At 68.3% G+C, this 25,153-nt stretch carries 25 protein-coding genes; 9 read left to right on the top strand and 16 right to left on the bottom strand.

Translation table 11 applies throughout. The features are described 5' to 3' along the window. Positions 1-181: 181 nt before the first annotated feature. The 4 genes from DX03_RS13085 to DX03_RS13070 form a co-directional block, all read right to left on the bottom strand. Complete coding sequence (locus tag DX03_RS13085) at positions 182-1,393, bottom strand: OprO/OprP family phosphate-selective porin (RefSeq protein ID WP_038689373.1); 1,212 nt, start codon at positions 1,391-1,393, stop codon at positions 182-184. A gap of 181 nt (positions 1,394-1,574) precedes the next feature. Beyond that, complete coding sequence (nth, locus tag DX03_RS13080; protein ID WP_038689371.1) at positions 1,575-2,264, bottom strand: endonuclease III; 690 nt, start codon at positions 2,262-2,264, stop codon at positions 1,575-1,577. Beyond that, positions 2,264-2,623 carry a hypothetical protein gene (locus DX03_RS13075; protein ID WP_038689369.1) on the bottom strand — a complete coding sequence of 120 codons (360 nt, stop codon included), beginning with the start codon at positions 2,621-2,623 and terminating at the stop codon, positions 2,264-2,266. The genes nth and DX03_RS13075 overlap by 1 nt, the downstream gene beginning before the upstream one ends. 3 nt (positions 2,624-2,626) lie before the next feature. After that, positions 2,627-3,409 (bottom strand): enoyl-CoA hydratase-related protein, encoded by a 783-nt coding sequence (locus tag DX03_RS13070; RefSeq protein ID WP_038692367.1) that lies wholly within the window; start codon positions 3,407-3,409, stop codon positions 2,627-2,629. Positions 3,410-3,591: 182 nt separating this feature from the next. On the opposite strand from DX03_RS13070, the gene DX03_RS13065 reads away from it, so the two are divergent. The 3 genes from DX03_RS13065 (at position 3,592) to DX03_RS13055 (ending at position 6,158) form a co-directional block, all read left to right on the top strand. Next, positions 3,592-4,293 carry an FKBP-type peptidyl-prolyl cis-trans isomerase N-terminal domain-containing protein gene (locus DX03_RS13065; RefSeq protein ID WP_038689367.1) on the top strand — a complete coding sequence of 234 codons (702 nt, stop codon included), beginning with the start codon at positions 3,592-3,594 and terminating at the stop codon, positions 4,291-4,293. Positions 4,294-4,455: 162 nt separating this feature from the next. Further along, the gene (locus DX03_RS13060) at positions 4,456-5,259 is read left to right on the top strand and encodes a CoA pyrophosphatase (RefSeq protein WP_038692365.1); all 804 of its coding nucleotides are present in this window, start codon (positions 4,456-4,458) and stop codon (positions 5,257-5,259) included. Beyond that, a complete protein-coding gene (locus DX03_RS13055; RefSeq protein WP_038689366.1) occupies positions 5,256-6,158 on the top strand; it encodes a sulfurtransferase in 903 nt (300 codons plus the stop codon). Before DX03_RS13060 ends, DX03_RS13055 begins: the two co-directional genes overlap by 4 nt. Positions 6,159-6,232: 74 nt before the next feature. Here DX03_RS13055 and DX03_RS13050 read toward each other — a convergent pair whose 3' ends face one another. Beyond that, complete coding sequence (locus DX03_RS13050; RefSeq protein ID WP_038689364.1) at positions 6,233-6,802, bottom strand: N-acetylmuramoyl-L-alanine amidase; 570 nt, start codon at positions 6,800-6,802, stop codon at positions 6,233-6,235. 57 nt (positions 6,803-6,859) lie between these two features. On the opposite strand from DX03_RS13050, the gene DX03_RS13045 reads away from it, so the two are divergent. The 3 genes from DX03_RS13045 (at position 6,860) to DX03_RS13035 (ending at position 10,248) form a co-directional block, all read left to right on the top strand. Beyond that, the gene (locus DX03_RS13045) at positions 6,860-7,387 is read left to right on the top strand and encodes an alpha/beta hydrolase (protein WP_038689362.1); all 528 of its coding nucleotides are present in this window, start codon (positions 6,860-6,862) and stop codon (positions 7,385-7,387) included. A gap of 165 nt (positions 7,388-7,552) precedes the next feature. Continuing rightward, positions 7,553-9,697, top strand: coding sequence for a bifunctional 23S rRNA (guanine(2069)-N(7))-methyltransferase RlmK/23S rRNA (guanine(2445)-N(2))-methyltransferase RlmL (gene rlmKL, locus DX03_RS13040; protein ID WP_038689361.1), 2,145 nt, complete (start codon positions 7,553-7,555; stop codon positions 9,695-9,697). A 14-nt stretch (positions 9,698-9,711) separates the two neighbouring features. After that, complete coding sequence (locus tag DX03_RS13035) at positions 9,712-10,248, top strand: GNAT family N-acetyltransferase (protein WP_038692363.1); 537 nt, start codon at positions 9,712-9,714, stop codon at positions 10,246-10,248. A 98-nt stretch (positions 10,249-10,346) separates the two neighbouring features. On the opposite strand, the gene DX03_RS13030 is transcribed toward DX03_RS13035, so the two are convergent. The 4 genes from DX03_RS13030 to DX03_RS13015 form a co-directional block, all read right to left on the bottom strand. Further along, on the bottom strand, positions 10,347-10,682 hold the full coding sequence (locus DX03_RS13030) for a DUF3325 domain-containing protein (RefSeq protein WP_038689359.1): 336 nt from the start codon (positions 10,680-10,682) through the stop codon (positions 10,347-10,349). Then, positions 10,679-12,325 carry a PepSY-associated TM helix domain-containing protein gene (locus DX03_RS13025; protein ID WP_038689357.1) on the bottom strand — a complete coding sequence of 549 codons (1,647 nt, stop codon included), beginning with the start codon at positions 12,323-12,325 and terminating at the stop codon, positions 10,679-10,681. The genes DX03_RS13030 and DX03_RS13025 overlap by 4 nt, the downstream gene beginning before the upstream one ends. After that, positions 12,322-12,645: a DUF3649 domain-containing protein gene (locus DX03_RS13020; RefSeq protein WP_038689355.1), complete on the bottom strand. Its 324-nt coding sequence runs from the start codon at positions 12,643-12,645 to the stop codon at positions 12,322-12,324. Before DX03_RS13020 ends, DX03_RS13025 begins: the two co-directional genes overlap by 4 nt. Positions 12,646-12,763: 118 nt before the next feature. Continuing rightward, positions 12,764-14,998, bottom strand: a complete 2,235-nt coding sequence (locus DX03_RS13015; RefSeq protein WP_038689353.1) for a TonB-dependent siderophore receptor — start codon at positions 14,996-14,998, stop codon at positions 12,764-12,766. A gap of 373 nt (positions 14,999-15,371) precedes the next feature. Between DX03_RS13015 and DX03_RS13010 the strand changes: the two genes are divergently transcribed. Beyond that, a complete protein-coding gene (locus tag DX03_RS13010) occupies positions 15,372-16,586 on the top strand; it encodes an aminotransferase class V-fold PLP-dependent enzyme (RefSeq protein ID WP_081797241.1) in 1,215 nt (404 codons plus the stop codon). A 6-nt stretch (positions 16,587-16,592) separates the two neighbouring features. Here the strand turns inward: DX03_RS13010 and DX03_RS13005 are convergent, their stop codons facing one another. The 6 genes from DX03_RS13005 to aptA all read right to left on the bottom strand — a co-directional run bounded on the left by DX03_RS13005 (position 16,593) and on the right by aptA (position 21,650). After that, positions 16,593-16,898 carry an addiction module antidote protein gene (locus tag DX03_RS13005; protein ID WP_038689351.1) on the bottom strand — a complete coding sequence of 102 codons (306 nt, stop codon included), beginning with the start codon at positions 16,896-16,898 and terminating at the stop codon, positions 16,593-16,595. A 39-nt stretch (positions 16,899-16,937) separates the two neighbouring features. Next, entirely contained in the window at positions 16,938-17,228 is a 291-nt protein-coding gene (locus tag DX03_RS13000) for a type II toxin-antitoxin system RelE/ParE family toxin (RefSeq protein WP_038692358.1), read from the bottom strand. A 56-nt stretch (positions 17,229-17,284) separates the two neighbouring features. Beyond that, on the bottom strand, positions 17,285-17,683 hold the full coding sequence (locus tag DX03_RS20455; RefSeq protein WP_181406228.1) for a DUF4124 domain-containing protein: 399 nt from the start codon (positions 17,681-17,683) through the stop codon (positions 17,285-17,287). A 97-nt stretch (positions 17,684-17,780) separates the two neighbouring features. Continuing rightward, positions 17,781-19,073, bottom strand: coding sequence for a DUF445 domain-containing protein (locus tag DX03_RS12995; protein ID WP_038689349.1), 1,293 nt, complete (start codon positions 19,071-19,073; stop codon positions 17,781-17,783). A 242-nt stretch (positions 19,074-19,315) separates the two neighbouring features. Next, positions 19,316-20,197, bottom strand: coding sequence for a ParB N-terminal domain-containing protein (locus DX03_RS12990; protein WP_038689346.1), 882 nt, complete (start codon positions 20,195-20,197; stop codon positions 19,316-19,318). A 100-nt stretch (positions 20,198-20,297) separates the two neighbouring features. Then, positions 20,298-21,650 carry an omega-aminotransferase AptA gene (gene aptA, locus DX03_RS12985; protein WP_038689344.1) on the bottom strand — a complete coding sequence of 451 codons (1,353 nt, stop codon included), beginning with the start codon at positions 21,648-21,650 and terminating at the stop codon, positions 20,298-20,300. Between the two features lie 110 nt (positions 21,651-21,760). Here aptA and DX03_RS12980 point away from each other — a divergent pair, with 110 nt between their 5' ends. Then, positions 21,761-23,263 carry an aldehyde dehydrogenase gene (locus DX03_RS12980; protein ID WP_038689342.1) on the top strand — a complete coding sequence of 501 codons (1,503 nt, stop codon included), beginning with the start codon at positions 21,761-21,763 and terminating at the stop codon, positions 23,261-23,263. Positions 23,264-23,369: 106 nt separating this feature from the next. After that, positions 23,370-24,662, top strand: a complete 1,293-nt coding sequence (locus tag DX03_RS12975; RefSeq protein ID WP_038689340.1) for an MFS transporter — start codon at positions 23,370-23,372, stop codon at positions 24,660-24,662. On the opposite strand, the gene DX03_RS12970 is transcribed toward DX03_RS12975, so the two are convergent. Beyond that, positions 24,643-25,104: a bacteriohemerythrin gene (locus DX03_RS12970; protein WP_038689338.1), complete on the bottom strand. Its 462-nt coding sequence runs from the start codon at positions 25,102-25,104 to the stop codon at positions 24,643-24,645. The two genes, DX03_RS12975 and DX03_RS12970, sit on opposite strands and share 20 nt — an antisense overlap. Positions 25,105-25,153 lie beyond the last annotated feature (49 nt).

The following is a 25,153-nucleotide window of genomic DNA, read 5'->3' as shown; positions in this document are numbered from 1 at the left end:
ACCGGCCCGATCGGAAGGCAAGCCGATCCAATCGGCGCCTGCACACCCGGCCACCCGCGTCGCGTCGTGCTCACTCTGCGACGGCCATTGGAACAAGACGCTTCCCTCAGATGGGAGAAGAACCAAAAAAAAAGGGCGCAGCCCAAGCTGCGCCCTTTCTGTCACACATTTACCGCCACGCTTACCAGAAGAACTGCAGGCGCGCTTCGAGGATGTTCGGGTCGTCGTTCACGAACGCACGCGCGGTCGAGTTGTACTTCTTGCTGTCCACCATCACGTAGTTCAGCGCGAACTTGGTGTTGGAGCGCCAGTAGTAGTTCACGCCCACGGTCCAGATATCCATCTTGCCGCCGAGCACGCCATCGACGATCGGCGGACGGCCGGCCACCGGGTTGGCGTTGACGTTGCCGTCGTTCAGATCCATGTGGTCGTAGCGCGCGCCCAGCTGCCACATGCCGCGGCCCGGCTCATCCGGCAGGCCGGTGGTCGGCGTGCCGCCCTTGTAGCCCCAGGTCTCGCCGGTGATGTTCCACAGGCCGCTGACGTAGAAGCCGTCGCTGGTGTAGTTGTCGCGGGTATAGCGCTTGGCCTTGCTGGTGTAGTACTCGGCCTGGGCCTTGAACGGGCCGCCGATGTACATCGCTTCGGCGCCGATCGTGCTGACGCGGTCGGTGTCCACCAGGTTGCCGCTGTCGACCAGACGCGCGGTGGCCAGGTCGGCGTTGGGACGGGCACGCACGCGCAGGGTGTCTGCGTCGGTGTCGTAGTCCACATAGCTCAGGCCGAAGTGGAGCACCTGGCCCTTGTCGTTGATCGGCGCCCAGGTACCACGCGCGCCGTAGCCGCTGCCGTGGGCCAGGTTGCGGGTCAGCTCGCGGCCGAAGGCGCTGGCGGTCACCGACCAGTTGTTGTCACCGATGCTGTAGGCGCCACCGAGGCGACGGGCCACCGCGTAGGTATTGGTGACGGCCGCCTTGGAAATGAAGTCGTTGTTCTTGGTGCTGGACAGTTCTTCCAGGCTGTTGGGCTGCTTGAACTGGCCGAACTGCACGAAGTGGTTGGCGTTGCCGGCCAGCTTGTACTTCAGGTTGGTGTCCAGGAACTTGTCGGCCTTGGCGTCGTAGCCGACCACCCATTCGATGTTGCCCGGGCCCTTGCCCTTGAGCACCAGTTCGGCGCGGCGCAGTTCGAACTCGCTGTCCTTGCCGTTGCCGGCATCACCGCCGTTGAGGTCGGTCAGGTCGTTGTCGAACCAGTTGCCGTCGGCCTGGACCAGGCCTTCGAAGGTGATCTCCGAACCGCCGATCACATCGATGGCCACTTCGGCGTGGGCAGCCGGGACGAACAGCGCAGCCGCAACAGCCGCGGTCAGGAGTTGGCGATGCAGTTTCATGGAGAGGAGCCTTGCAGGCAGGTGGGAAGATGCTGCGCAGGCTAATTAGTGAAGATTGCGTAAATATGACAGTTTCAGACAAACCGACGGCCGGCCCGGGTCAGGCGCCGTCAGGGGTTGCCATTGATGCCCGACGCAGATGACCGCCGGGTTGCGTGCAGATGGCAGTCGCGACACCGCCTCAGGCGGCGGTTTTCTGCTTGAACCGGCACAGGTCGCGGATGACGCATTGCGGGCAGTCCGGCTTGCGCGCCTTGCACACGTAGCGGCCGTGCAGGATCAGCCAGTGGTGCGCATCGAGCAGGAACTCGGCCGGGATCACCTTCACCAGCAGGTCTTCCACCGCGCGCACGTCCTTGCCCGGGGCCAGCCCGGTGCGGTTGGATACGCGGAAAATGTGGGTGTCCACCGCCATCACCGGCTCGCCGAACGCCGTGTTGAGCACCACGTTGGCGGTTTTGCGGCCCACCCCCGGCAGCGCCTCCAGCGCGGCACGGTCGCGCGGGACCTCGCCGCCGTGCTGGTCGATCAGCATCGCGCAGGCGGCGATCACGTTCTTGGCCTTGGCGTTGAACAGGCCGATGGTGGCGATGTATTTCTTCAGGCCGTCTTCGCCCAGCGCGAGCATCGCCTGCGGCGTGTTGGCCACCGGGAACAGCTTGCGGGTGGCCTTGTTGACGCCCACGTCGGTGGCCTGCGCAGACAGCGCCACGGCCACCAGCAGTTCGAACGGCGAGCTGTACTCCAGTTCGGTCTTCGGGTGCGGGTTGAGTTCGCGCAGGCGCGTGAACATTTCGATCACGTCGGCCTTGGGCATGCGCGCGCTGCGCGGCGCAGGTTTGGCCGCCGGGGTGCTCTTCATCGTGCTCATCAGGAAGTCTTGCCGGCAGCCTTGGCCTTCGCGCGCGCCAGGATCGCGGCGGCGGCGGGCGGCAGGGCCGGTTTCAGTTCGGGTGTGGGGGCCGGCGGTGCGCGGCGCGCCTCGCGTTCGGCGGCGCGGCGGGCCAGCCGCTGCGTGCGCTGCTGGTAGCGCGCACGCGCGGCCCAGGCACGGTACAGCTGCTGCTGGGCCTGCACCAGGCGCGCGGCAAGATCCGGGTGGCCCGGCAGCAGTGCGGCGTCGCCCGGTGAGGGCACATAGTCCATCAGGCCCGCCGCCAGCGCAGCGTCCAGGTCGTCATCGAGCACCAGCAACAGCAGGCGGGCGGGCAGGGCAGGTGCGGCGTGCATGGCTCAGCGGTTCTGGAACACCGGCGGGCGCCGGGCAAGGAACGCGGCGGTGCCTTCGCGCATGTCCTCGGTGGCGAACATCAGCCCGAACTGCGCGCTTTCGTACTCCAAGCCTTCGCCCAGCGCGCATTCGCCGCCCACGTGGATCGCATCGAGGATGCCGCGCAACGCCAGCGGCGCGGCCTTGGCCAGCTGCAACGCAAGCTCGGCCACGCGCGCGTCGAGCGCATCGGCAGCCACCACTTCATTGACGATACCCAAGTGCAGGGCGCGCGCGGCGGCGATCGGCGTGCCCAGCAGGCAGAGCTCCAACGCAGCAGCGCGGCCGCACAGGCGCAGCAGGCGCTGGCTGCCGCCGAAGCCGGGAATCAGCCCCAGGTTGATCTCGGGCTGCCCCACCTTGGCGGTGTCCGCGGCGATGCGCAGGTGGCAGGCCATCGCCAGTTCCAGGCCGCCGCCCAGCGCAAATCCGTTGATCCGGGCCAGGACCGGCTTGGGCATCCGCTCGATGCGGCGCATCAATTGCTGGCCCAGCAGCGAGAAGTCACGTCCCTGAACCGGGCTCAATCCGTTCATTTCCGCGATATCCGCGCCGGCCACGAAGGCCTTGGGACCGGCGCCGGTCAGCACCACCACGCGGACCGCCGGATCGGCAGCGGCCGCGGCAAACGCCGCATCCAGGGCCTCCAGCGTGGCGCGGTTGAGGGCATTGAGCTTGTCCGGCCGGTTCACGGTCACGGTGCGGATGGCACCGTCATCGGCAACGTCGATAGGGGCGGGGGCGATGGGGGCGTCGGCCACGGCAGGACTCCTGAAAACGTTAAAAAAAAGTGATGTTGAACTCTTGAAACGAAGTCAGGTCAGAGCCTGCGTCGTTAGTGGCGGTTCAACGTTGCGGCGGCTATCCTAACCCGTCGCCTCAGGGCGGCCCAATGCGTCCTGAGTTACCACCCCTGGAGAAACGTTTGATGAAGTTGCGTTCTATCGCGGTCGCCGTCGCGGCCCTGGCCCTGACGGGCAATGCCTTCGCCCAGGACACCTCGTCCGAAAAGGGCAAGCTGAGCTATTACTTCGGTTACGACTACGGTAACAACCTCGCTGAACTCACCGCGCGCGGCGAGCAGCTGGACATCAACTCGGTGGTCAAGGGCCTGCAGGATGCCTACGCCAAGAAGCAGCCGTCGATCACGGCGGAGCAGTTGAAGCCGGCCGTCGAAGCCTTCCAGAAGCGCGAGCAGGGTCGTGCCCAGGCCGCCAAGGCCGAATACGACAAGGCTGCGGCCGACAACAAGACCAAGAGCACCCAGTTCCTGGCCGCCAACAAGGCCAAGGCCGGCGTGCAGGCGCTGCCGAGCGGCGTGCAGTACCGCGTGGTTGAAGCCGGCAAGGGCGCCAAGCCGACCCAGGCCAGCGTCGTGCAGCTGGAAGTTGCCGGTCCGTACCCGTACGGCACCCGTCCGGCTGAAGCGCGTCCGGCGCAGCAGATTCCGTCGATCAAGGTCAGCGAAGTCGAAATGAAGGCCATGCGCGAAGTGCTCGTGCAGATGCCGGCTGGCTCGAAGTGGGAAGTCACCCTGCCGCCGGAACAGGCCTACGGTGCCGACCCGCGCACCCCGTTCCCGCCGAACGTGGCTGTGCAGTTCGAGATCAAGCTGGTCAGCGTCAAGTAATCTGTCGTTGCACCCCGAACGCGCCGGTGGATCACCGGCGCGTTTTTTTGTGCCCGGCCGTGCGGCGTCACGCGCGCCTGGATCTACTGCAGACGCGGCCCGAAGGCGCCTGGAAACCGCGCAAATCCCGTGTATTCGCGCTAATGTTGCCCGGTGCATTCCCTGGCAGACCCCACGCATGCAACACCTACGCCCTGCATCGGCATCTGCGCGCTGGATCGCGCCGGCCTTTGCACGGGCTGCCTGCGCAGCGTGGATGAAATCACCCGCTGGTCCACGATGACTCGACACCAACAGAACCACGTCATGCAGCACACGCTGCCGCTGCGCGAGCAGTTGCGGCAATCGCTGCGCGGCTCGCTGGCCGAACACGAGCGCCTGTTGCGCGCCCTGCACCCGCTCGACCAGCCGCCGACCGGCGATGGCTGGAACCGCAGCGAACTGATCGATCTGCTGCCGCCCGGGCCGCCGGTGGAAGCGGCAGTGCTGGCCGGCATCGTGCCGCGCGCCGAAGGGGCCCAGGTGATTTTGACCCGGCGCACCGAAACGCTGCGCCAGCACGGCGGGCAGGTGGGCTTTCCGGGTGGACGTACCGAGCCGGACGATCGCGATGCGGTGGCCGCCGCGCTGCGTGAAAGCCAGGAAGAAATCGCACTGCCGCCCGAGCAGGTCCAGGTGCTTGGCTATCTCGACCCGTTTGTGACCATCACCGGCTACCGGGTGATGCCGGTGGTGGCGGTGATCGACCCGGCGTTCGTGGCGGTGCCGCAGCCGGACGAAGTGGCCGAAGTGTTTGAAGTGCCGCTGGCCTACCTGATGGATCCGGACAACCTGCGCCACGTGGACATCGAGCACCGCGGCCGTGTCCGCCACGTGCTGGAGTACGGCTGGCCCGGCCAGCGCATCTGGGGCGCCACCGCCGCCATTCTCTACAACCTGCGTCGCCGCCTGGAGCAGACCGAATGAACACCGCCACTCCCACCTGGACCACGCTGGTGGATGCCGCCGATCTGGCCGCGACCCTGGGCCAGGCCGGCACCCGCGTGCTGGATGCGCGCGCCACGGCCAGCACTGCGGTACGCGTGATGGACGCGCGGTTCGCGCTGACCGATCCGCAATCCGGTGCCCAGGCATACGCGCAGGGGCATATTCCGGGCGCGCTGCACGCCGATCTCAACCGTGACCTGGCCGACCTGGGCAAGACCGGCCAGGGCCGCCATCCGCTGCCCGACAGTGACACGTTCGCCGCCACGCTCGGCAGGTGGGGCATCGCGCCCGATACCCAGGTGGTGGTCTACGACGCCGCGGATGGCAGCATGGCCGCCGCGCGCCTGTGGTGGCTGCTGCGCCTGATCGGCCATGCCCGGGTGGCGGTGCTCGACGGCGGCGTGGCCGCCTGGCAGGCCGCTGGCCTGGCGTTGACCACCGACCAACCGGTGGTGGAACCGCTGCCTCCCTATCCGGGCCGTTTCGATCGCGCCCGGATCGCAACGGTCGACGAAGTCGCCGCGCGCCTCAAGCACGCACCGGGGTGGCTGCTGGATGCGCGCGCGGGCGAGCGCTTCCGCGGCGACGTGGAGCCGCTCGACCCGGTCGCCGGCCACGTACCCGGGGCGGTCAACCGCCCGTTCGCGCTGAACGTGGCAGACGGCCGCCTGCGCCCGGCCCCTGATCTGCGCGCCGCGCTGCAGCCGTTGATCGGCACCCATGCCCCCGAACAGGTCGTGCTGATGTGCGGCTCGGGCGTCACCGCCTGCCACCTGCTACTGGCCATGGAAGTGGCCGGCCTGCACGGCGCAAAGGTCTATGCCGATTCGTGGAGCGGGTGGGTCAGCGACCCCACGCGCCCGGTCGCCACCGGCTGATGCCCGCACCCGTAGTGCCGGGCTCTGCCCGGCAACCAAACCGGTAGTGCCGGGCTCTGCCCGGCAACCCCGATTCACCCCCGCATTTCCTGCAGCGCCACCGCCGCCAACACCCGTGGCCACGGGAACAACGGACCCGGGTCGCGTTTGCGCGGCACCCGCCGTTCGGGATCGTCGCTGGCCACTTCCTCGCGCGTGTCCAGCCACTCGTGCCCGGCGATGTACTGCAGTGCTGGCAGGGTCTGGCACAGGTGCTGAAGCAGGTCGATCAGCGCGGCGATCTGGGCGTCGGCGTAGGGCTCGTCCATGGCCTGATGGCGCGAATCCAGCCAGTGCGGGTAGCGCCCGCGGTTGACCAGCTCGATACCGATCGAGCGCGGGTTGTAGCCGCTGACATGGTGCGCCACCCGGTCCACCGCCACGTACTGCACGATGCGGCCGTCACGGTCGATGTAGAAGTGCCCGCTGTTGCCGCTGCCGCTGTCGTACAGCACGCGCTCGCCGTATGCGCGCGCCATCGCCAGGTCGGGCAGTTCGGTGCAGTGGATCACCACCAGGTCGACCTGCGCCGGCACACGCGCCTGCAGGCTGTCCTGGTAGGGCAGGGGCTGCGGATCGATCGGTGGCGGGGCGCGGCCGGGCATGGCGCGATGCTAGCATTCCGCCATGAACGCTCAAATCGATTCCTGCCCGGTGCGTGCATGAGCCGCGGCCACTGCATCCTTTCCCACGGCTTTGAGAGCGGCCCGGACGCCACCAAGGTGACCGCGCTGGCCGAGGTCGCCCAGCGTCTGGGCTGGACCCATGAACGCCCCGACTACACCGACCTCGACGCGATGCGCGCGGTAAGCAGCGTGGGCGACGTGCGTGCGCGCCTGCAGCGGCTGCTAGAGCTGGCCGCCGGCGCCGCGCAGCGCGGACCGGTGGTGCTGGCCGGCTCCAGCCTGGGCGCCTACATCTCGGCGATCGCCTCGCTGCAGGTTCCCACCCGGGGCCTGTTCCTGATGGTGCCGCCCACCACCATGGGCCCGATGTCGGCCCTGGACGCGGCCCCGGTGCCCACCAGCGTGGTGCATGCCTGGCATGACGAGCTGATTCCCGCCGCACAGGTGATCGCCTGGGCCCAGGCCCGCTCGGCGCGGCTGCTGCTGGTCGATGACGGGCACCGGCTGAACAATCACGTCGAAGTGTCGGCCCGGGCGTTCGAGGAATTGCTGCTGTCGTTGTGACGGCGGAGCGACCTGCCGTGGGGCCGTGCCCCGGATCCGGTGGTCCGGCCGCGCCGTCGGGGCGATCCTGCCCCGGTCACGTACAATGGCCCTCCTGGCGCCCGCGCCGGGCTGCTTGCCGTGCCCGAGGGCACCCCTTCTCCGCTGACCTGCGATACCGATCCTGTGAAATTCTTTGTTTCCTGCGCCAAGGGCCTGGAGTACCTGCTTGCCGACGAACTGTTGGCGCTTGGCCTGGAAAAGGCCACCGCCACCATTTCCGGCGTCAACGCCGAGGGCGAACTGGCGCAGGCGCAGCGCGTGGTGCTGTGGTCGCGCCTGGCCAGCCGGGTGCTGTGGCCGCTGACCGAGTTCGACTGCCCCGATGAAGGCTCGCTCTACCAGGGCGTGTCGGCGATGGCGTGGGAGCAGCACATCAGCCCCGAGCTGACCCTGTCGGTGGACGCGCACGTCTCCGGGACCGAAATCACCCACGCGCGCTTCGCCGCCCAGCGGGTCAAGGACGGCGTGGTCGACAGCCTGCGTTCGCAGGGCCTGGAGCGGCCGTCGGTCAACACCGACTTCCCGGACGTGCGCATCAACCTGTCGCTGCGCAAGGGCCGGGCCACGATCTCGATCGACCTGGGCGGTGGCCCGATGCACCGCCGCGGCTGGCGCATGGCGCAGAACGATGCGCCGCTGAAGGAAAACCTGGCCGCCGCCGTGCTGCTGCGCGCCAACTGGCCGAAGATCCACAGCGAAGGCGGTGGCCTGCTCGACCCGATGTGCGGCAGCGGCACCCTGTTGATCGAAGGTGCCTTGATGGCCGCCGACGTGGCCCCGGGCCTGCAGCGCCACGGCAGCATTCCGCCGAGCCGCTGGCTGGGCTTCGACCGCGACGCCTGGAACAGCCTGATGGAGGAAGCGCGCGCCCGCGAAACCGCCGGCCGCAGTGCACTCAAGCAGGTGATCCACGGCAGCGACGTCGATCCGCACGCCATCCATGCGGCCAAGCAGAACGCCGAAACGGCCGGTGTGGGCCACGCCATCTGGTTCGGCGTGCGCGACATCACCGATGTGCAGGTGCCGCCGCAGGAGACCGGCTGCGTGGTCTGCAACCCGCCCTATGACGAGCGCCTGGCCGCCGATGCGGTGCTGTACCGCCAGCTCGGCGACGCGCTCAAGCGCGCGGTGCCGCAGTGGCGCGCCAGCCTGTTGTGCGGCAGCGCCGACCTGGCCTTCGCCACCGGCCTGCGCGCCAACAAGAAGTACCAGCTGTTCAACGGCGCCATCGAGTGCGCGCTGATCGTCTGCGACCCCATCGCGGTGCCGCAGCGCGAGAACGCCGGGCAGCCGCGTGAGCTCAGCGAAGGCGCGCAGATGGTGGCCAACCGCCTGCGCAAGAACATCAAGAAGTTCAAGAACTGGCGCGCACGCGAAGCGATCACCTGCTACCGCGTCTACGATGCCGACCTGCCCGAATACGCCGCCGCCATCGACGTCTACGAAGAAGATGCCGGCGCGCGCCGTACCTTCCTGCACGTGCAGGAATACGCTGCACCGGCCACCATTCCCGACGTGGACGTGCGCCGCCGCCGCAACGAGCTGTTGTCGGCCGCGCGCGAGGTGTTCCAGGTGCCGGCCGAGCAGGTCGCACTGAAGTCGCGCGAACGCGGTAAGGGCGGCAGCAAGTACGGTCGTTTCGAGCAGCGTGGCGAGTTCGTGCTGGTGCGCGAGAACGACGCGCTGCTGCGTGTGAACCTGTTCGATTACCTCGACACCGGCCTGTTCCTGGACCACCGTCCGTTGCGCTGGCACATGGCCCAGGAGGCCATCGGCAAGCGCTTCCTCAACCTGTTCTGCTACACCGGCGTGGCCAGTGTGCAGGCGGCGGTGGCCGGTGCGGCATCGACCACCAGCGTGGACCTGTCCGGCACCTACCTGCAGTGGTGCGCCGACAACCTGGCCTTGAACGGCAAGGGCGGCAGCCAGCACCAGCTGATCCAGGCCGATGCGCTGGCGTGGCTGGAGGCCGAGCGGCACCGCTTCGACGTGATCTTCTGCGATCCGCCGACCTTCTCCAACTCCGCGCGCGCCGAAGACTTCGACGTGCAGCGCGAGCACGTGCGCCTGCTGCGCGCGGCCGTGGCGCGGTTGAGCCCGGAAGGCGTGCTGTACTTCTCCAACAACTTCCGCCGCTTCAAGCTGGACGAAGAAGCGATCAAGGAGTTCGCCGAGTGCAAGGAGATCTCCGCCGATACCATCGGCGATGACTTCGAGCGCAACCCGCGCATCCACCGTGCATGGGAACTGCGCCGCTACGGCGCATGACGGAAAAGGGCCGCATGGACGATCGCCACCTCCACACCCACGGACTGCTGCTGCGTCCCTTCGAGGACACCGATGCCGCCGCCTTCGCCGCGGCGGTGCGGGAATCGGCCGAGGGCATGCGGCGCTGGATGCCGTGGTCCTCGGTGGACTACCGCGACGACCAGGCGCTGCAGTGGTTCCAGGCGTGCCGCGAAGGCTGGGAGGCGGGCACGGCGTACGAGTACGGCGTGTTCGACCCGGCCACCGGTGCGTTTCTGGGCGGCGCCGGATTGAACGCCATCCGGCGCGATCATCGCTTCTGCAACCTGGGGTACTGGGTGCGGCAGGCGGGGCAGGGCCAGGGCGTTGCCACCCGCGTCGTGCAGGCACTTGCGGCCCACGCATTCGGGTCGCTGCAGCTGCAGCGCGTGGAGATCGTCGTAGCGGTGGGCAACCTGGCCAGCGAACGGGTCGCGGTGAAGTCCGGTGCGCTGCACGAGTGCGTGGCGCGCAACCGCCTGGTCATCGACGACATGGCCGCACCGGCGCACGTGTTTTCGCTGGTCCCCTGACGCTGCCGGTCACGGTAGAGCCGACCGTTGGTCGGCTGTTTTCCGTTCGGGCATGGCGATAGCCGACCAACGGTCGGCTCTACCCGTTCGGCCGCCGGTCAGTGTGCGAGCAGCGCCACCGCCAACCCGATCACCGGCAATGCCCACGCCAACGGGGCGATCCAGCGTGGCCGGAACGGGTACAGGCCGAAGGCGATCAGCATGCCGCTGACCGTCATCGCACCCAGCCACAGCACCGGACCGGCGGCCCAGCCGTGGTCCCATACGCACAGCACGAACGACAGCGTCAGCAGCGCCCAGCCCAGCCAACGCCACAGGCGCATGCGTGCCGGGCTGGCCGGCGCCTTGCCGTGCAGGTCCAGCTGGTGCTTGTCCATGGCCAGCGACAGCGCGGTAAAGGCCGAGAAGCTCACGGTGAGGGCCAGCAGCATCATGCGTTGGCCTCCACGTTCGCGCTCTCCTGCGCCTTGGCTGCTGCCGCCGCGGCGGCCTGCCGCTTCTTCTTCTCCGCCGCGCTCAGCGCCGGTTGCCAACGCTGCATGCGCAGCGCGCAGTAGGCCAGCACCGCACCGAAGGCCAGCATCATCAGGTCGAACCCGGCCAGCACCCAGTCGCCGGTGCGCAGGGTCACGCCCAGGTGTGCGTGGGTGGTGAGGGCATTGATCACCGGGATCAACAGGAACATCGCCGCGCCCAGGTACAGCTGCCATGCCCACATCAGCCGCTTGGGCCAGATGAAGGCCGCCAGCAGGGCCGCAGCCCAGGCGTAGAAGAACACGTTCACTTCGGCATCGGCGCGCTCGGCCATCTGCACCGGCAGCAGCCGGTTGCCCCAGAAGTAGGCGGCGAAGGCGATCGGCAGGCCGGCGACCGCGCCGATGTTGAGTGCGTCCACCAGGCGCAGGCCGAAGCCGATCTTTCCGCTCTTGGCATGCTTGGGCCGTTCCTTGACCGCCCACAGCACCACGCCGCTGGCCACCATCAGGCAGCCGATCAGGCCGGACACGAAGAACAACGCACGCAGTCCCCAGTCGGCAAAGCGGGCCAGGTGCAGGCCGTACATCACCCCGCGGGTCTGGGTGGCGCCACCGGACAGCGGGCTGGCCTCGATCAGCGCGCCGCTCACCGCGTCATAGCGCAACGACGGCGTATCCACCGACAGCCGCTTGCCATCACGCTGGTACACATCGATCACCGCATTGGCCCCACCCGGGTGGTACAGGGTGAAGCCGCTCACCTGGGCGCCCTTCCACTCGGCGCGCGCGGCATCCAGCAACTGCTGGATGGGCAGTGCGGTGGCCGTGCCTTCGGTCGGTGTGTCGATATCGGCCAGGCGCGCGAAGGCCTCGCTGAAGAACGCATCCTCATCCTTGGGGTAAGCCACGTTCACGCCCCACGGCAGGTACATGAACATCAGGGTGACGATGCCGGTGTAGGTAATCATCGCGTGATACGGCAGGGCCATCACCGCGCTGACGTTGTGGAAATCCAGCCACGAACGCAGGCCCTTGTCCTTGCGGAAGGTAAAGAAGTCCTTGAAGATTTTCTTGTGGGTGATCACCCCGGTGATGATCGCCACCAGCATGAACATCGCGCAGAAGCCCACCAGATAGCGCGCCCAGTACACGGGGATGTAGTGCAGGTCGAAGTGCAGGCGGTAGAAGAAATCACCGCCGCGGGTTTCGCGTGCGGCCACTTCCTCGCCGGTGCCCGGGTCCACGGTGGCATCGCCGAAACGGCCACCGCCACGGCGGCGCTTCTCGCCTTCCACCGGCGGCTTGACCATCGATTCGGGGTTGCGCCAGAACATCCGCATGGCCGGGTTGCGCGGGTCGGGCAGGGTCACGTTCCAGCTTTCGGCCTGCGGTGCCTTGTGCTGCAGGAACGCAATGGCGCGCTCGGCGGCCACCTCGCTGGACACCGAACTGCGCGGCAGTTCCGGCCGCATCCAACGGCTGATCTCTTCGCGGTAGTAGCTGGCCGTGCCAGCCATGAAAATCAGCAACAGCAGCCAGCCGACCAGCAGCCCGGTCCAGGTGTGCAGCCACGCCATCGATTGGCGGAATCCGTTCTTCATGCGCCCGCCCTCAGCAGCTCGGTACCCACCCAGAACAGCGCGGTGGGAATCAGGATGCCGACCCATGCGCGCAGCGCGGTACGGGTGGCGAACGCCCACAACGCCGCGCAGGCGCACAGCACGATGGCCACCAGCATCCCGGTCAGCACGGCCTGCCCGCGCGCGATGGGCAGGGCCACGGCGAAGAACATCGAGCAGGTGGCGGCCAATGCGTAGCCGCCGAAGATCGCGGCGAACGAGCGTGACGCCACCCCCAACCAGGGGCGGGCGAAGAAACTTCCGAAGCGGCTGAACCAGCTGGCGTCAGGCGTGCTGTCCACGGGGAACCTGCAATGTCATGTCGAACAACGGACATCACCGGCCGCGGCCGGTGATGCATGGAAAAGTGGCCATCCGTGGCCGTGTCGCTGCACCAGGCAACGTTCCCTTGGAGAACGGTTACAGCTTCCAGCGCAGGTTCAACATCACGTTGCGCGGCTCGCCCCAGTACACGCCGTTGTAGAAACCGACGTTGCTGTAGTACTTCTTGTCGAGCAGGTTGTTGATGTTGAGCTGGGCCGAGAAATTGTCGTTGAAGCGGTAGCCGGCAAACACATTGACCAGGTAGAACGCGTCCTGGGTGATGCGTGCCGATTCGGTGCGGCCGCTGGTCAGGTAGTCGGCGCGCGGCTTGGTGCTGTTGCGGTAGATGCTGCTCTGCCAGCTCACGCCACCGCCCAGCGACAGCCGGTCCCAGGCACCGCTGGGACGCCAGCTGGTGTTGAGGCGGAAGGTGTCGATCGGGTTGGTGGTGTTCTGCAACACGCCCGCCTGGTTGCGGATGGTGGTATGGGCAAAGCCGGCCGAGATGTTCCAGTTTTCGGTGATGCTGCCCTGGGTCTCCACTTCCCAGCCCCGGACCTTGTTGCCCTTGCCGGTGGAGCGGTAGGCATCGGTGCCATCGGGCAGGCTGCCTGGCGGCACCGCGTCGTCCAGTTCGGCCACGTTGTCCTTGACGCCCTTGAACACCGCCGCGGAGGCATTGAGGCGGCCGTTGAAGAATTCGCCCTTCAGGCCCGCTTCCCACATGTCACCGACCACCGGCTCCAGGTAGTTGTTGTTGCGGTCGCGGTAGGACTGCGGCTGGAAAATGTCGGTGTAGCTGGCGTAGGCACTGAGCTGCCGGGTGAAATCGTAGATCAGGCCGAAGTACGGGGTGAGCGAGTCGTCCGGCTTGTAGCCGCCGCGGGTGGCGCCGTTGCGGTTGCCGGCCGCGTCATAGCTATAGGCCCAGGTACGGGTTTCCCAGCTGCCGTAGCGCGCGCCCAGCACCGCCAGCAATGGATCGGCCAACTGCAGCTTGGCGGCCACGTAGGCGGCGCGCTGGCGCAGTTCGTTTTCCGAGGCGATGCGGCCCAGGCGCTGGATCGGCAGCTGCGGGACCTGGCCGGTCCAGTTGCGCCAATCGGGCACCTGGACATAGCTGGCCGGGAAGTCGGGGATGTCGATGTCGGGCACCTCGCTGGCGCGCACCGACTGGCCGATGCCGGCCACCAGCTCATGCTCCTGGCCGAACAGACGGAACGGGCCGCTGACGTTGAGGTCGAACACCTTCATTTCGCTGCGTTCGGCGAAGTGGCTGGTATAGGCGGTAACGCCGGTGCCGTCCGCACGCGGGTAGCCGGCCGCGCCGTACCAGACGCTGCCGTCGGTATCGCGCTTGGCCTGGGTGGCGGCGGCCTTGATCGCCCAGCCATTGCCGAGCTGCTGCTCCAGGCGGGCGAAGGTGGTCTTCTCCACGATCGGCCAGCTGCTCCAGTCGGCGGACATGTTGGTGGAACGCGGCAGGTTGGCCGGCGTACCGTCGGCTCCCCAATACGGCACCACGCCCCAGGTCACGCCGGTGGTCTTCGGCGACTGGTACTCATAGCCCACCTCGAAAAGGGTGCTGTCGCCCAGGTCGGCCTGCACGATGCCGTAGAACACGTCCTTGTCGAGCGCGTAGACATCGCGGAACGAATCGCTCTGCTGCTTGGCGGCCACGAACCGCGCGCGCACGCGACCGTCCAGGGCGACCGGGCCGCCGATGTCCGCTTCCAGGCGCTGGTTGCCCCAGCGGCCCACGGTGATCCCGGCGCTCATCGCCACCGCATCGGTGGGGCGCTTGCGCACCATGTTGACGGTGCCCGACGGATCGCCGGCGCCGGTGGTCAGGCCGGTGGCGCCGCGGACCACTTCGATGCGCTCGTAGATCGCACTGTCGGTGTTGGTCTTGATCGACCCACCGAAGGTGTTGAGCATGCCGTCGATCTGGAAGTTGTTGATGGCATAGCCGCGCGAGATGTAGCTGATGCGCTCGCTGTCGGTCACCGACACGTGCACGCCGGTGACCTGGCCCATCACGTCGGACAGGGCGAACAGGCCCATGTCGTCCAGGCGCTGGCGGGTGAGCACGGTGACCGACTGCGGGGTGTGGCGCAGCGACAGGTCCAGCTTGGTCGCGGTGCGGGCCTGCTTGACGGTGTACGAGGTCGGGATGTCGCCATCGGCGGTGACCTTGACCGTGTCCAGCGTGGTTGCATCGCCCGGATCGGTCTCGGCCAGCACCAACGGCGCATGGCCGGCAAGCGCGGCAAGCAGGGCCAGGCTCAGCAGCGAGGGGCGGATCAGCGGCGATGCGGTTGGAACGGTCATGTCAGGTGTCCAGGGTGGTAAAGCGGCGGTGCAATCCATTGCGGGCCGCGCGGTGCGGGGCGCCACATGACAACCGTGGTAGGGCAGGGGAAGCCTGCGTCTCCGGCGGGATTGGTCTGGCGCACCGCTTCGCCGCCATCGGCAGGTGCGGGCTCCAGATCGGGTCGGTTGGGGGTGTACACGGGGCAGGACCTGGGTGCGCAGTGCGCTGCCGGGGCCGGAAGGGCTAGGCGTACAGCCAATGCGTGAATGATAGTCATTATCATTTCGTTCGGCAAGTGTTATCAAACCGTTCAATGCGTGCCCGTGGCGTGGTCATGCACGCCGGTCCACTGGCAGACTGAGGCCTGCCTACTACCGATGCGGACACGTAATGATGGAAGGGCTGGAACTGCCGACGATCACCAACCACATGCCCGACCTGCTGGCCACCGACGAAGCCTGGTGGGCGAACGTGCGGGCGCTGTACGACCTCGACGATGCGGTGGTGATGCTCGACAACGGGTACTGGGGCGCGATGGCACGCCCGGTACTGCAGGCCTACCAGCAGGCCACCGCCACGGTGAACGCCGGCAACGCGTGGTTCGGGCGGCGGGCGTTTCCACCCCTGTTGGAACAGGCGCGCACGCATCTGGCCGAGGTGCTGGGCGTGCATGCCGATGAGATCGTGCTCACGCGGGGCGCCACCGAGGCGATGCAGGTCCTGATCGGCGGCTACAACCGGCTCGCCCCCGGCGACACCGTGCTGTACGCCGATACCGACTACGACAGCATGATCAGCGCAATGCGCTGGTTGCACGCCCGCCGCGGCGTGGCGGCGCAGCGCATCGTGCTGCCCGAGCCGTTCGACCACGACAGCATCGTCGAAGCCTACCGGCAGGCATTGCAGCGCTACCCGCGTACGCGCCTGCTATTGCTCACCCAGGTCAACCACCGCAACGGCATGCAGCTGCCGGTGGCCGAGATCGCGGCGCTGGCCCGTGCCGCCGGCGCGGAGGTGGTGCTCGATGCCGCGCACGGCATCGGCCAGGTGGATACCCCGCTACGCGCGCTGGGGGTGGATTTCGTCGGCATCAACCTGCACAAGTGGATCGGCGCGCCGGTGGGCATGGGCGCCATCTACGTGCGGCGCGGCCGCGTGCGCGACCTGGACCCGTACATGGGCGAGGCCGACGATGACCGCATCGACACCCGCATCCACACCGGCACGGTCAACTTCGCCGCGTGCATGGCGCTGCCGGTCGCGCTGGACCTGCACCAGCGCATCGGGGTAGCCAACAAGCGCGCCCGGTTGTTGTACCTGCGCAACCTGTGGCTGGACGCGCTGCGCGACGAGGTTGGCGTGCAACTGCTGGCCTCGGCCGATCCACGGCTGTCCAGCGCGATCGCCGCCTTCCGCCTGCGCGGCCAGACCACGCTGGCCGACACCACCGCCACCGCCGAACAGATGGTCCGGCAGTCGGGCGTGTTCGTGGTGCCACGCGACGGCCTGGCCTCCGGCGCCTGCCTGCGGGTAACGCCGGGCATCTTCAGCACGCCGGCGCAGATGGCGGCGTTGGTGGGCGCGGTACGTGCGGCGCTGGGGTAGGGACGCTCAGGCCTGCCCGGAGTGATCCAGCGGTGTCACCGTCAGCCGCACGCCGAGTGCGCCAAGCACGCGCTGCACCGTGTCAAAACGGGGATGCGCGCCGGGTTTGAGGGCTTTGTACAGGCTCTCGCGGCCGAGGCCGGTCGACTCGGCGATGTGGGCCATTCCGCGTGCGCGCGCCACGGCCTGCAGTGCATCCTGGAAATGCACCGCGTCGTCGGCGGCCAGCGCCTCGGTGAGGTACACCGCAATGGCGGCGTCGTCGACCAGGTGGTCGGCAGGGTCGAAGGCGAGAAGGTGAGGCTTGCGCATGGAGAGATTCCTGGAGAGAGAGCCGCGTGGCAGTGCGCGCTAGAGCTGGTCGGCGATCCGTTGCGCCTTCTTGATGTCCGATGCCTGGCTGTCCTTGCTGCCCGCACAGAGCAGGATGATCAATTGCTTGCCACGCCGCGTGAAGTACACGCGGTACCCCGGACCATGATGGATGCGAAGCTCGCTGACACGGCCGCCGACCGGCTTGACGTCACCTTCGAGCCCATGGGCCAGGCGCTGGATGCGTTCTGCGATGAACGCGCGCGCTCGCGTGTCGCGCAACCGGCGCAGCCACCTGTCGAAGTCCTCGGTTGCCCGCACCGACGTCATGACGATGAGTGTATCTGATTGGATACTGGTTGCAAGCGGGCAGATGCCCGCTGCACTCAGCGCTTCGCGCAGGCCTTCTTGATCTCGTCTTCGATGCGCGGCGGCGCGGTGCGCCCGAAGGCTTCGCTGATGTCGCGGCGCACACGCAGGTCGTCGCACTTTTCCGGGTCCACCGAACCGTCGATGACCGTACCGCGCACCGCGGGCTGACCGCGGCCGGCATCGGCCTGCATGCGCCGGCGGGCGTCGTACAGCTCGCGCTGGGCGCGGGTGCGTTCTTCCCAGCTGAGTTTGGGGTCGCGGGTGATCGGCCGGGTCACACCGGTGTCCTGCTCGGGCGGGCAGGGCACGGTCTGGTAGATGGTCTGCCCGCCGGCGGCGCATTTGTACACGCGCCCGGCATGGGCGCTGCTGGCCAGCGCGCACAGCGCCAGCGCAAGGATGGTCCGTTGCATCATTCCCCCTGTGGGCCACACCAGCCCGGAATGCGCGGCAGAATACGCGAACCAATTCACAAAAACACCCGGTCAATCCGTCAACCGGGCGGGGTGCCTACCAGTGCATCCACACCGTCAGGGCGTGCAGCAGCAGGCCGATCAGGCCGCCCACCAGGGTGCCGTTGAAGCGGATGAACTGCAGGTCGCGGCCGACGCTCAGTTCCAGCTGTTCGACCAGGTGGCGCTCGTCCCAGCCCTTGACGGTCTGCGCGATGTGCTGGGTGACACCTTCGCGCAGGCGGCTGGTCAGCCGTTCGGCGCCGTCCATCAGGTGCTGGTTGAGCGCATCGCGCAGCGACGGATCGTCCTGCAGCGCCTGCCCGACCGAGGCCAGGCTGCGGCGCAGGTGGCCGGCCAGTGCCGAGTCCTCACTGGACAGGTCCGCGCGCAGGCTGGCGTGGATGCGCTCCCACAGGCCCTGCACATAGTCCTGCACGGCCGGATGGTCGATGATCTGCTGCTTGATCTGGTCGATTTTCCCGGCCAGCGCCGGGTCGGTGCGCAGGCGCTGGATATAGTCGGCCAGCCAGGTTTCGTAATCCCGCCGCAGCGGGTGCTCGGGCTGGGCCAGAATCTGCTGCAGCTCGGCCAGCACCGCGTGCGCCATGCGCTCGGCCAGGCTGTCGCCGATCTCGTCGATCGGCTTGACCCAGTTCACGGTGCTGGCCAGCTTGGGCCACTCGCGCTGGATGTAGCGCACGATCAGCTCGGACGCGCGCTGCTTCACCGATTCGTTGTCCAGCCACTCGCTGACCCGGGTCAGGCCCTCGTCGAGCACGCGCTGGTGCCGGTTGTCGGCGGTGAGCAGGCCCAGCAGCTCGCCGGCGGTGGCTGCGGCGTTCCACTGGCGCAGCTGCTGGATCACAAAGCCCTGGATGCTGCGCCGTACCGCCGCCTCGTCCAGGAAGTCCAGCGCCTGCAGTGCCCAGCCGCGGGCCATGTCGGCCAACAGCCGCGACCGTGCCGGGTCGGCCAGCCAGCTGCCCAGCCGGCTGGCCGGATCGAACACCTGCAACCGCGCCAGCAGCGCCTGCGGTTCCAGGAACTGGTCGCGCACGAACACCGCCAGGCTGTCGGCGATGCGGTCCTTGCTGTGCGGGATGATCGCGGTGTGCGGAATGGGCAGGCCCAGCGGCCGCCGGAACAGCGCCACCACGGCGAACCAGTCGGCCAGCGCACCCACGGCGGCGGCCTCGCAGAACGCCGACACCCACGCCCAGATGCCCCGCTCGCCCTGCAGATGGCTGATGACGAAGCCGGCCAGCATGGCCAGCAGCATCGCCAGCGCGATAAGTTTGAGACGGCGCAGCTGCGCGCGGCGGGGATCGGGCGGAGAAATAGGCGTCATCCCTACAGTCTACCCACCCCCGTATGAGCACCCGGTAGTGCCGGCCGCTGGCCGGCAACCAGGCGAACCCCGACAGAACGGTAGTGCCGGGCCCTGCCCGGCAACCCCGCACCCCGTACCGAAGCCAACCGGTAGTGCCGGCCGCTGGCCGGCAACCCCGGGGGCTGTCCGCAGGTGCATGGCGCGGTCCGCACCAAGAGCAGCCGGGCAGAGCCCGGCGCTACGCCGCGCACCGCTTCACATCACGCGTCGGCGTCGGCCAGCTGCTTGCGCAGTGCCGCCAGCTGCTGGCGCAGGGCGTCGTTTTCCAGCGTCAGCGCAATCACCCGCTGGCGCAGTTCGGCGGGGCCTTCGCCCAATGCGTTGAGCGCGTCGGCAATCTCGGCTTCGCGGCTGGGGTCCACCTCGGTGTCACCGTCGGCGCTGTGCAGCACCTCCTGCACCGGCTTGCGCGGCTTGCGCTTGGCCTCGCGCACGCGCTTGGCGGCCTGCTTCAGCTCGTCCTTGCCGCCCACGGCCGCAGCGCGCTGCTCATCCTCGGGCAGGTCGGCCACCGCCGCGGCGGCGCTGATCGAGATCACCCCGGTCTTCACCGCCTCCACCAGCTCCGGCGCGGCCTGCTTGTGGATGCGCTCGATCATCGTCACCTGGCTGCTGCTCAGGCGCGCTTCGCGGGCCATGTCGGCACGGCTGACCTTCGGCGCCGGTGCCCACGGCGGGCTGTCCTCATCGCCTTCAGGGCTGGCATCGGCGATCTCGCCGTCGCTTTCCTTCTGCAGCTGGGCCTGCTCGGCACGATGGCGCTCGGCGAGGATGTCGCGCTTGCGCAGGGCCAGCACGCCGCGCTGGAAGTCCGACACGCTGCGCCGCCCCAGGTGCTGCTCGATCATCCACAGGTGCACGTCGTCCATCGACTGGAAACGGGTGTTCTGCACGGTCTGGAACGGCAGGTCGTGCTTCTGGCAGATGCCGAAACGGTTATGCCCGTCCACCAGCACATCGCCCCACAGCACCAGCGCATCGCGGCAGCCTTCGGCCAGGATGCTGCGCTCCAGCGCGTCGTGCTCGTCGGTGGTCAGGGGATCGATGTAGGCCTTGAGTTCTTCTTTGACGACAATGTCCATGCAATCCGGTACGCGAGCCAACGTGACCGACCATTGTAATGGGGCGGGGTAGTCGCGTCCCGGTCGCCGGGTTCAGACAGGGCGGCCGGCAGGCATGGCCTCAGGCGGTGGCGTTGATCATGTCGCCCAGGATCTCCACGATGCGGTCGATCTGCGCCTTGTCGATGATCAACGGCGGCGACAGCGCGATCACGTCACCGGTGCAGCGCACCAGCAGGCTGCCCTCGCGGAAGCAGCGCTCGAACACCTCATAGCCACGCGCGCCGGGCGCATCCTTGCGCGGCATCAGCTCCACCGCGCCGATCAGCCCGAAATTGCGGATGTCCACCACGTGCGGCAGGCCGCGCAGGCTGTGCAGCGCCGATTGCCAGTACTCGCCCAGCTCGATGGCACGCTCGAACAGGTGCTCCTCGGCATAGGTGTCCAGCGTGGCCAGCGCGGCCGCGCAGGCCAGCGGATGGGCCGAATAGGTATAGCCATGGAACAGCTCGATGGCCGCCGGCGGGCCCTGCATGAAGGCCGCATGCACCGCATCGGACACCAGGGTGGCACCCATCGGCACCGCGCCGTTGGTGAGCCCCTTGGCCAGTGTCATCAGGTCCGGGGTTACCCCGAAGCGCTGCGCGGCGAATGCATTGCCTACGCGGCCGAAGCCGGTGATCACCTCGTCGAACACCAGCAGGATGCCGTGCTGGTCGCAGATCTCGCGCAGCCGCTGCAGGTAGCCCGGCGCCGGCAGGATCACCCCGGCCGAGCCGGCGACCGGTTCGACGAACACCGCGGCGATGGTGGAGGCATCGTGCAGCGCGATCAGCCGCTCCAGGTCCTCGGCCAGCTCGGCGCCATGCCGTGGCAGGCCGGGGCTGAACGCATTGCGCTGCAGGTCCAGGGTGTGGCGCAGGAAATCGCTGCCGGCCAGCAATGACCCGAACTGCTTGCGGTTGTTGGGCAGCCCGCCAATGGACATGCCGCCGAACCCGACCCCGTGGTAGGCCTTTTCACGGCCGATGAAGCGGGTGCGCTGCCCCTCGCCGCGCAGGCGGTGGTAGCCCAGCACGATCTTCATCGCGGTATCCACCGCTTCGGAACCGGAGTTGCTGAAGAACACGTGGTTCAGCGGTGCCGGTGCCAGCGCGGCCAGGCGCTGGGCCAGTACGAACGGCAACGGCGTGCCCATCTGGAAGGGCGGGGCGAAGTCCAACGTGGCGGCTTGCTGCTGGATCGCCTGCACGATGCGCGGTCGCGCATGGCCGGCGTTGCAGCACCACAACCCGGCCGCGGCATCCAGCACCGCGCGGTCGTCGACATCGTGGTAATACATGCCTTCGGCCCGCACCAGCAGGCGCGGCGACGCCTTGAACTGGCGGTTGGCGCTGAACGGCATCCAGAACGCGTCCATCGTGTCGGGGCGCTGCTGGGACAGGGACGACAACGGGTGTTCGGCACGGCGCATCGGCAACTCCGCAGGGAACCGGATGGTCACGACTCTATCGCAGATGCATCACGGCGCGGGGTGAGGGCGGTGGGTATAAAGGGGGCCGATAGCCACTGCTGGAGACCCCGATGACCGCTGCCCGTACCCGTGAGGAATGGCAACGCCAGGCCGATGCGCTGGTGGTGCATGGCCAGGCCTTCATCGATGGCCGTTACGTGGACGCCGTCGATGGCGCGCGCTTTGCCTGCATCAGCCCGATCGACGGCCGCGTACTGGCCCAGGTGGCCGACTGCGGCAGCGCCGACGTGGAGCATGCGGTGGCCGCCGCACGCCGCGCCTTCGATGCCGGGCACTGGTCGCGCGCTGCGCCGGTCCACCGCAAGGCGCTCATGCTGCGGCTGGCCGACCTGGTGGAACAGCACGCCGACGAGCTGGCGCTGCTGGAAAGCCTGGACATGGGCAAGCCGGTGCGTGACGCGCGCCAGGGCGACCTGCCGGGTGCGGTGCGCTGCCTGCGCTGGACCGCCGAGGCCATCGACAAGGTGTACGGCGAGATCGCCCCGACCGCACCGGACACGCTGGGCCTGGTCAGCCGCGAGCCGGTGGGCGTGGTGGCGGCCATCGTGCCGTGGAACTTCCCGCTGCTGATGGCCTGCTGGAAGATCGCCCCGGCGCTGGCGGCCGGCAATTCGCTGGTGCTCAAACCGTCCGAGCGGTCGCCGCTGAGTGCGATCCGGCTGGCGGCACTGGTCGCCGAGGCCGGTATCCCCGAGGGCGTGTTCAACGTGCTGCCCGGCGACGGAAAGCGCGCCGGCGAGCCGCTGGCGCTGCACATGGACGTGGATGCGCTGGCCTTTACCGGCTCCACCGCGGTGGGCCGGCGCCTGCTGCAGTGCGCCGGGTTGTCCAACCTCAAGCGCACCTGGCTGGAATGCGGCGGCAAGAGCCCGAACCTGGTGTTTGCCGATGCGCCCGATCTGGACAAGGCGGCCGAAGCGGCGGCCACCGGCATCTTCTACAACCAGGGCGAGGTCTGCACCGCGGCGTCGCGGCTGCTGGTGCAGCGCTCCATCCAGGACGAATTCGTGACCCGCGTGCTGGCCCATGCACGGCGCATGCAGCCCGGCCACCCATTCGATCCGGACGCGCCGATGGGGGCGCTGGTCGACAACGCCCATGCCGACCACGTGCTTGAGCACATCAACCGCGGCCAGGCCGAAGGCGCGCGGCTGCTGCTGGGCGGCAAGCGGGTGGAGGTAGTGGCCGGTGGCAGCTACGTGCAGCCCACCGTGTTCGACGAGGTGGACGCCGGCCACAGCATCGCGCGCGAGGAAATCTTCGGGCCGGTGCTGTCGGTGCTGGGCTTCGACCACGAGGCCGATGCGGTGCGGCTGGCCAACGATTCGCGCTACGGCCTGGCCGCCGGTCTTTGGACCCGCGACCTGGGCCGCGCGCATCGGGTGGCGCGCCAGCTGCGCGCGGGCAGCGTGTGGGTGAACCAGTGGGATGGCGGCGACATGACCGCCCCGTTCGGCGGCTACAAGCAGTCCGGCATCGGCCGCGACAAATCGCTGCACGCCTTCGACAAGTACACCGAGCTCAAAGCCACCTGGATCCACCTGGGCGAGTGACCGCGCCGGGCCGGCGTGCCGGCGGCGACGGTCACGTCTGCAACCATCGGCCGCAGCGTCGTGCGGCCATGGCAGAATCGGGCAGCTGCCCTTTTGCGTGTGCCCGATGTCGACTCCCGCTGCACCTGCTGCCAACTCCCCGCGCCGGATCCTGCTGGCCAGCCTGATCGGCACCACCATCGAGTTCTTCGATTTCTACATCTACGCCACGGCGGCGGTGCTGGTGTTCCCGCACCTGTTCTTCCCCGACAGCAGCGACGGCGCGGCCCTGCTGCAGTCGCTGGCCACCTTCGCGGTGGCCTTCATCGCGCGGCCGGTGGGCTCGGCGGTGTTTGGCCACTACGGCGACCGGATCGGACGCAAGGCCACGCTGGTGGCCGCCCTGTTGACCATGGGCGTGTCCACCGTGGCGATCGGCCTGCTGCCGACGCACGCCAGCATCGGCATCCTCGCCCCGGCCCTGCTGGCGCTGTGCCGGTTCGGCCAGGGCCTTGGGCTGGGCGGTGAGTGGGGCGGGGCGGTGCTGCTGGCCACCGAGAACGCGCCGCCGGGCAAGCGCGCCTGGTACGGCATGTTCCCGCAGCTGGGTGCGCCGCTGGGCTTCCTGCTGTCGGCCGGCATCTTCCTGCTGCTGGGGCGGGCGATGAGCGATGCCGACTTCCTGCAGTGGGGCTGGCGCGTTCCGTTCCTGGCCAGCTCGCTGCTGGTGGCGGTGGGCCTGTGGGTCCGCCTGAACATCCATGAGACCCCGCAGTTCCAGGCCGCGCTGGACCGCAACGAGCGGGTCAAGCTGCCCATGTGGACGGTCATGCGCGAACACGGCCTGACCCTGGTGCTGGGCACGCTGGGCGCATTCGCCACGTTCGTGCTGTTCTACCTGATGACGGTATTTACCCTGGGCTACGGCACCACCGTACTGCAGTACAGCCGCGAGCAGTTCCTGCTGCTGCAGATGGTGGGCATCCTGTTCTTCGCGGCCGGCATTCCGTTGTCGGCACTGTACGGCGACCGCTGGGGCACGCGCCGCACCATGATCGTGGCCAGCGGCCTGATCCTCGCGTTCGGCATCGTGTTCGCCCCGTTGTTCCAGGCCGGCAGTCCGTGGCTGGTGGTGGGCTTCCTGTCGCTGGGGCTGTTCCTGATGGGCCTCACCTACGGCCCGTGCGGCACCTTCCTGGCCGAAATCTACCCGGTGCAGGTGCGCTACACCGGGGCGTCGCTGTCATTCAACCTTGCCGGCATCCTGGGCGCGGCCCCGGCGCCTTACGTGGCTACCTGGCTGGCCGAGCGCTTCGGCCTGCTGGCGGTGGGCTTCTACCTGTGCGGCACCGCGCTGGTCACCATCCTGGCGCTGCTGGCCATGGGCCGGCGCGCGGCCGTCAGCGGAAGAAGCGCTTGAGCGTGCGCCCCAGCCAGCCACCCTGCTGGTGCTCGCGGGCGAACTGGTTCAGGTGCAGCTTGACCTGCGGCGCATAGGCCTTGTCGTCGCCACGGATGTGGTTGAACAGCCAGCGCGACAGCATGGTGCGCAGTTCGTCGCTGATGTCTTCGCCGGCCTGGAAGCGCAGGCGGTACTCGGCCACGCGCTTGATGAAAATCTCATGCACGCGCTTGTGCGCCGCACAGAACGGGTAGCCGGCTTCCTCCATCAGCTCTTCCTCGAAGGCGAAGTGCGACATGGTGTAGTCCACCAGTTCGTCGATCACCTCGGCCACCGCCAGCCGTTGCAGGCTGGTCTGCGCCACGTGCAGGTGGTTGAGCATCTCCACGATCCGCATGTGCTGGTGGTCGATGACGTCGATGCCGATGTTCAGGTCGTCCTGCCAGACCAGAAGTGCCATGGTGCGTTCCCTGTGGTGTTCAACTGGGAACGACTCTAGGTCGATCGCG

Origin of the sequence: Stenotrophomonas rhizophila, from assembly GCF_000661955.1 — a bacterium.
In the GTDB taxonomy this organism is placed as follows: Bacteria; Pseudomonadota; Gammaproteobacteria; order Xanthomonadales; family Xanthomonadaceae; genus Stenotrophomonas; species Stenotrophomonas rhizophila.
The sequence above is the reverse complement of the archived record's forward strand: the minus strand, read 5'-3'. Positions and strand labels throughout refer to the sequence as shown.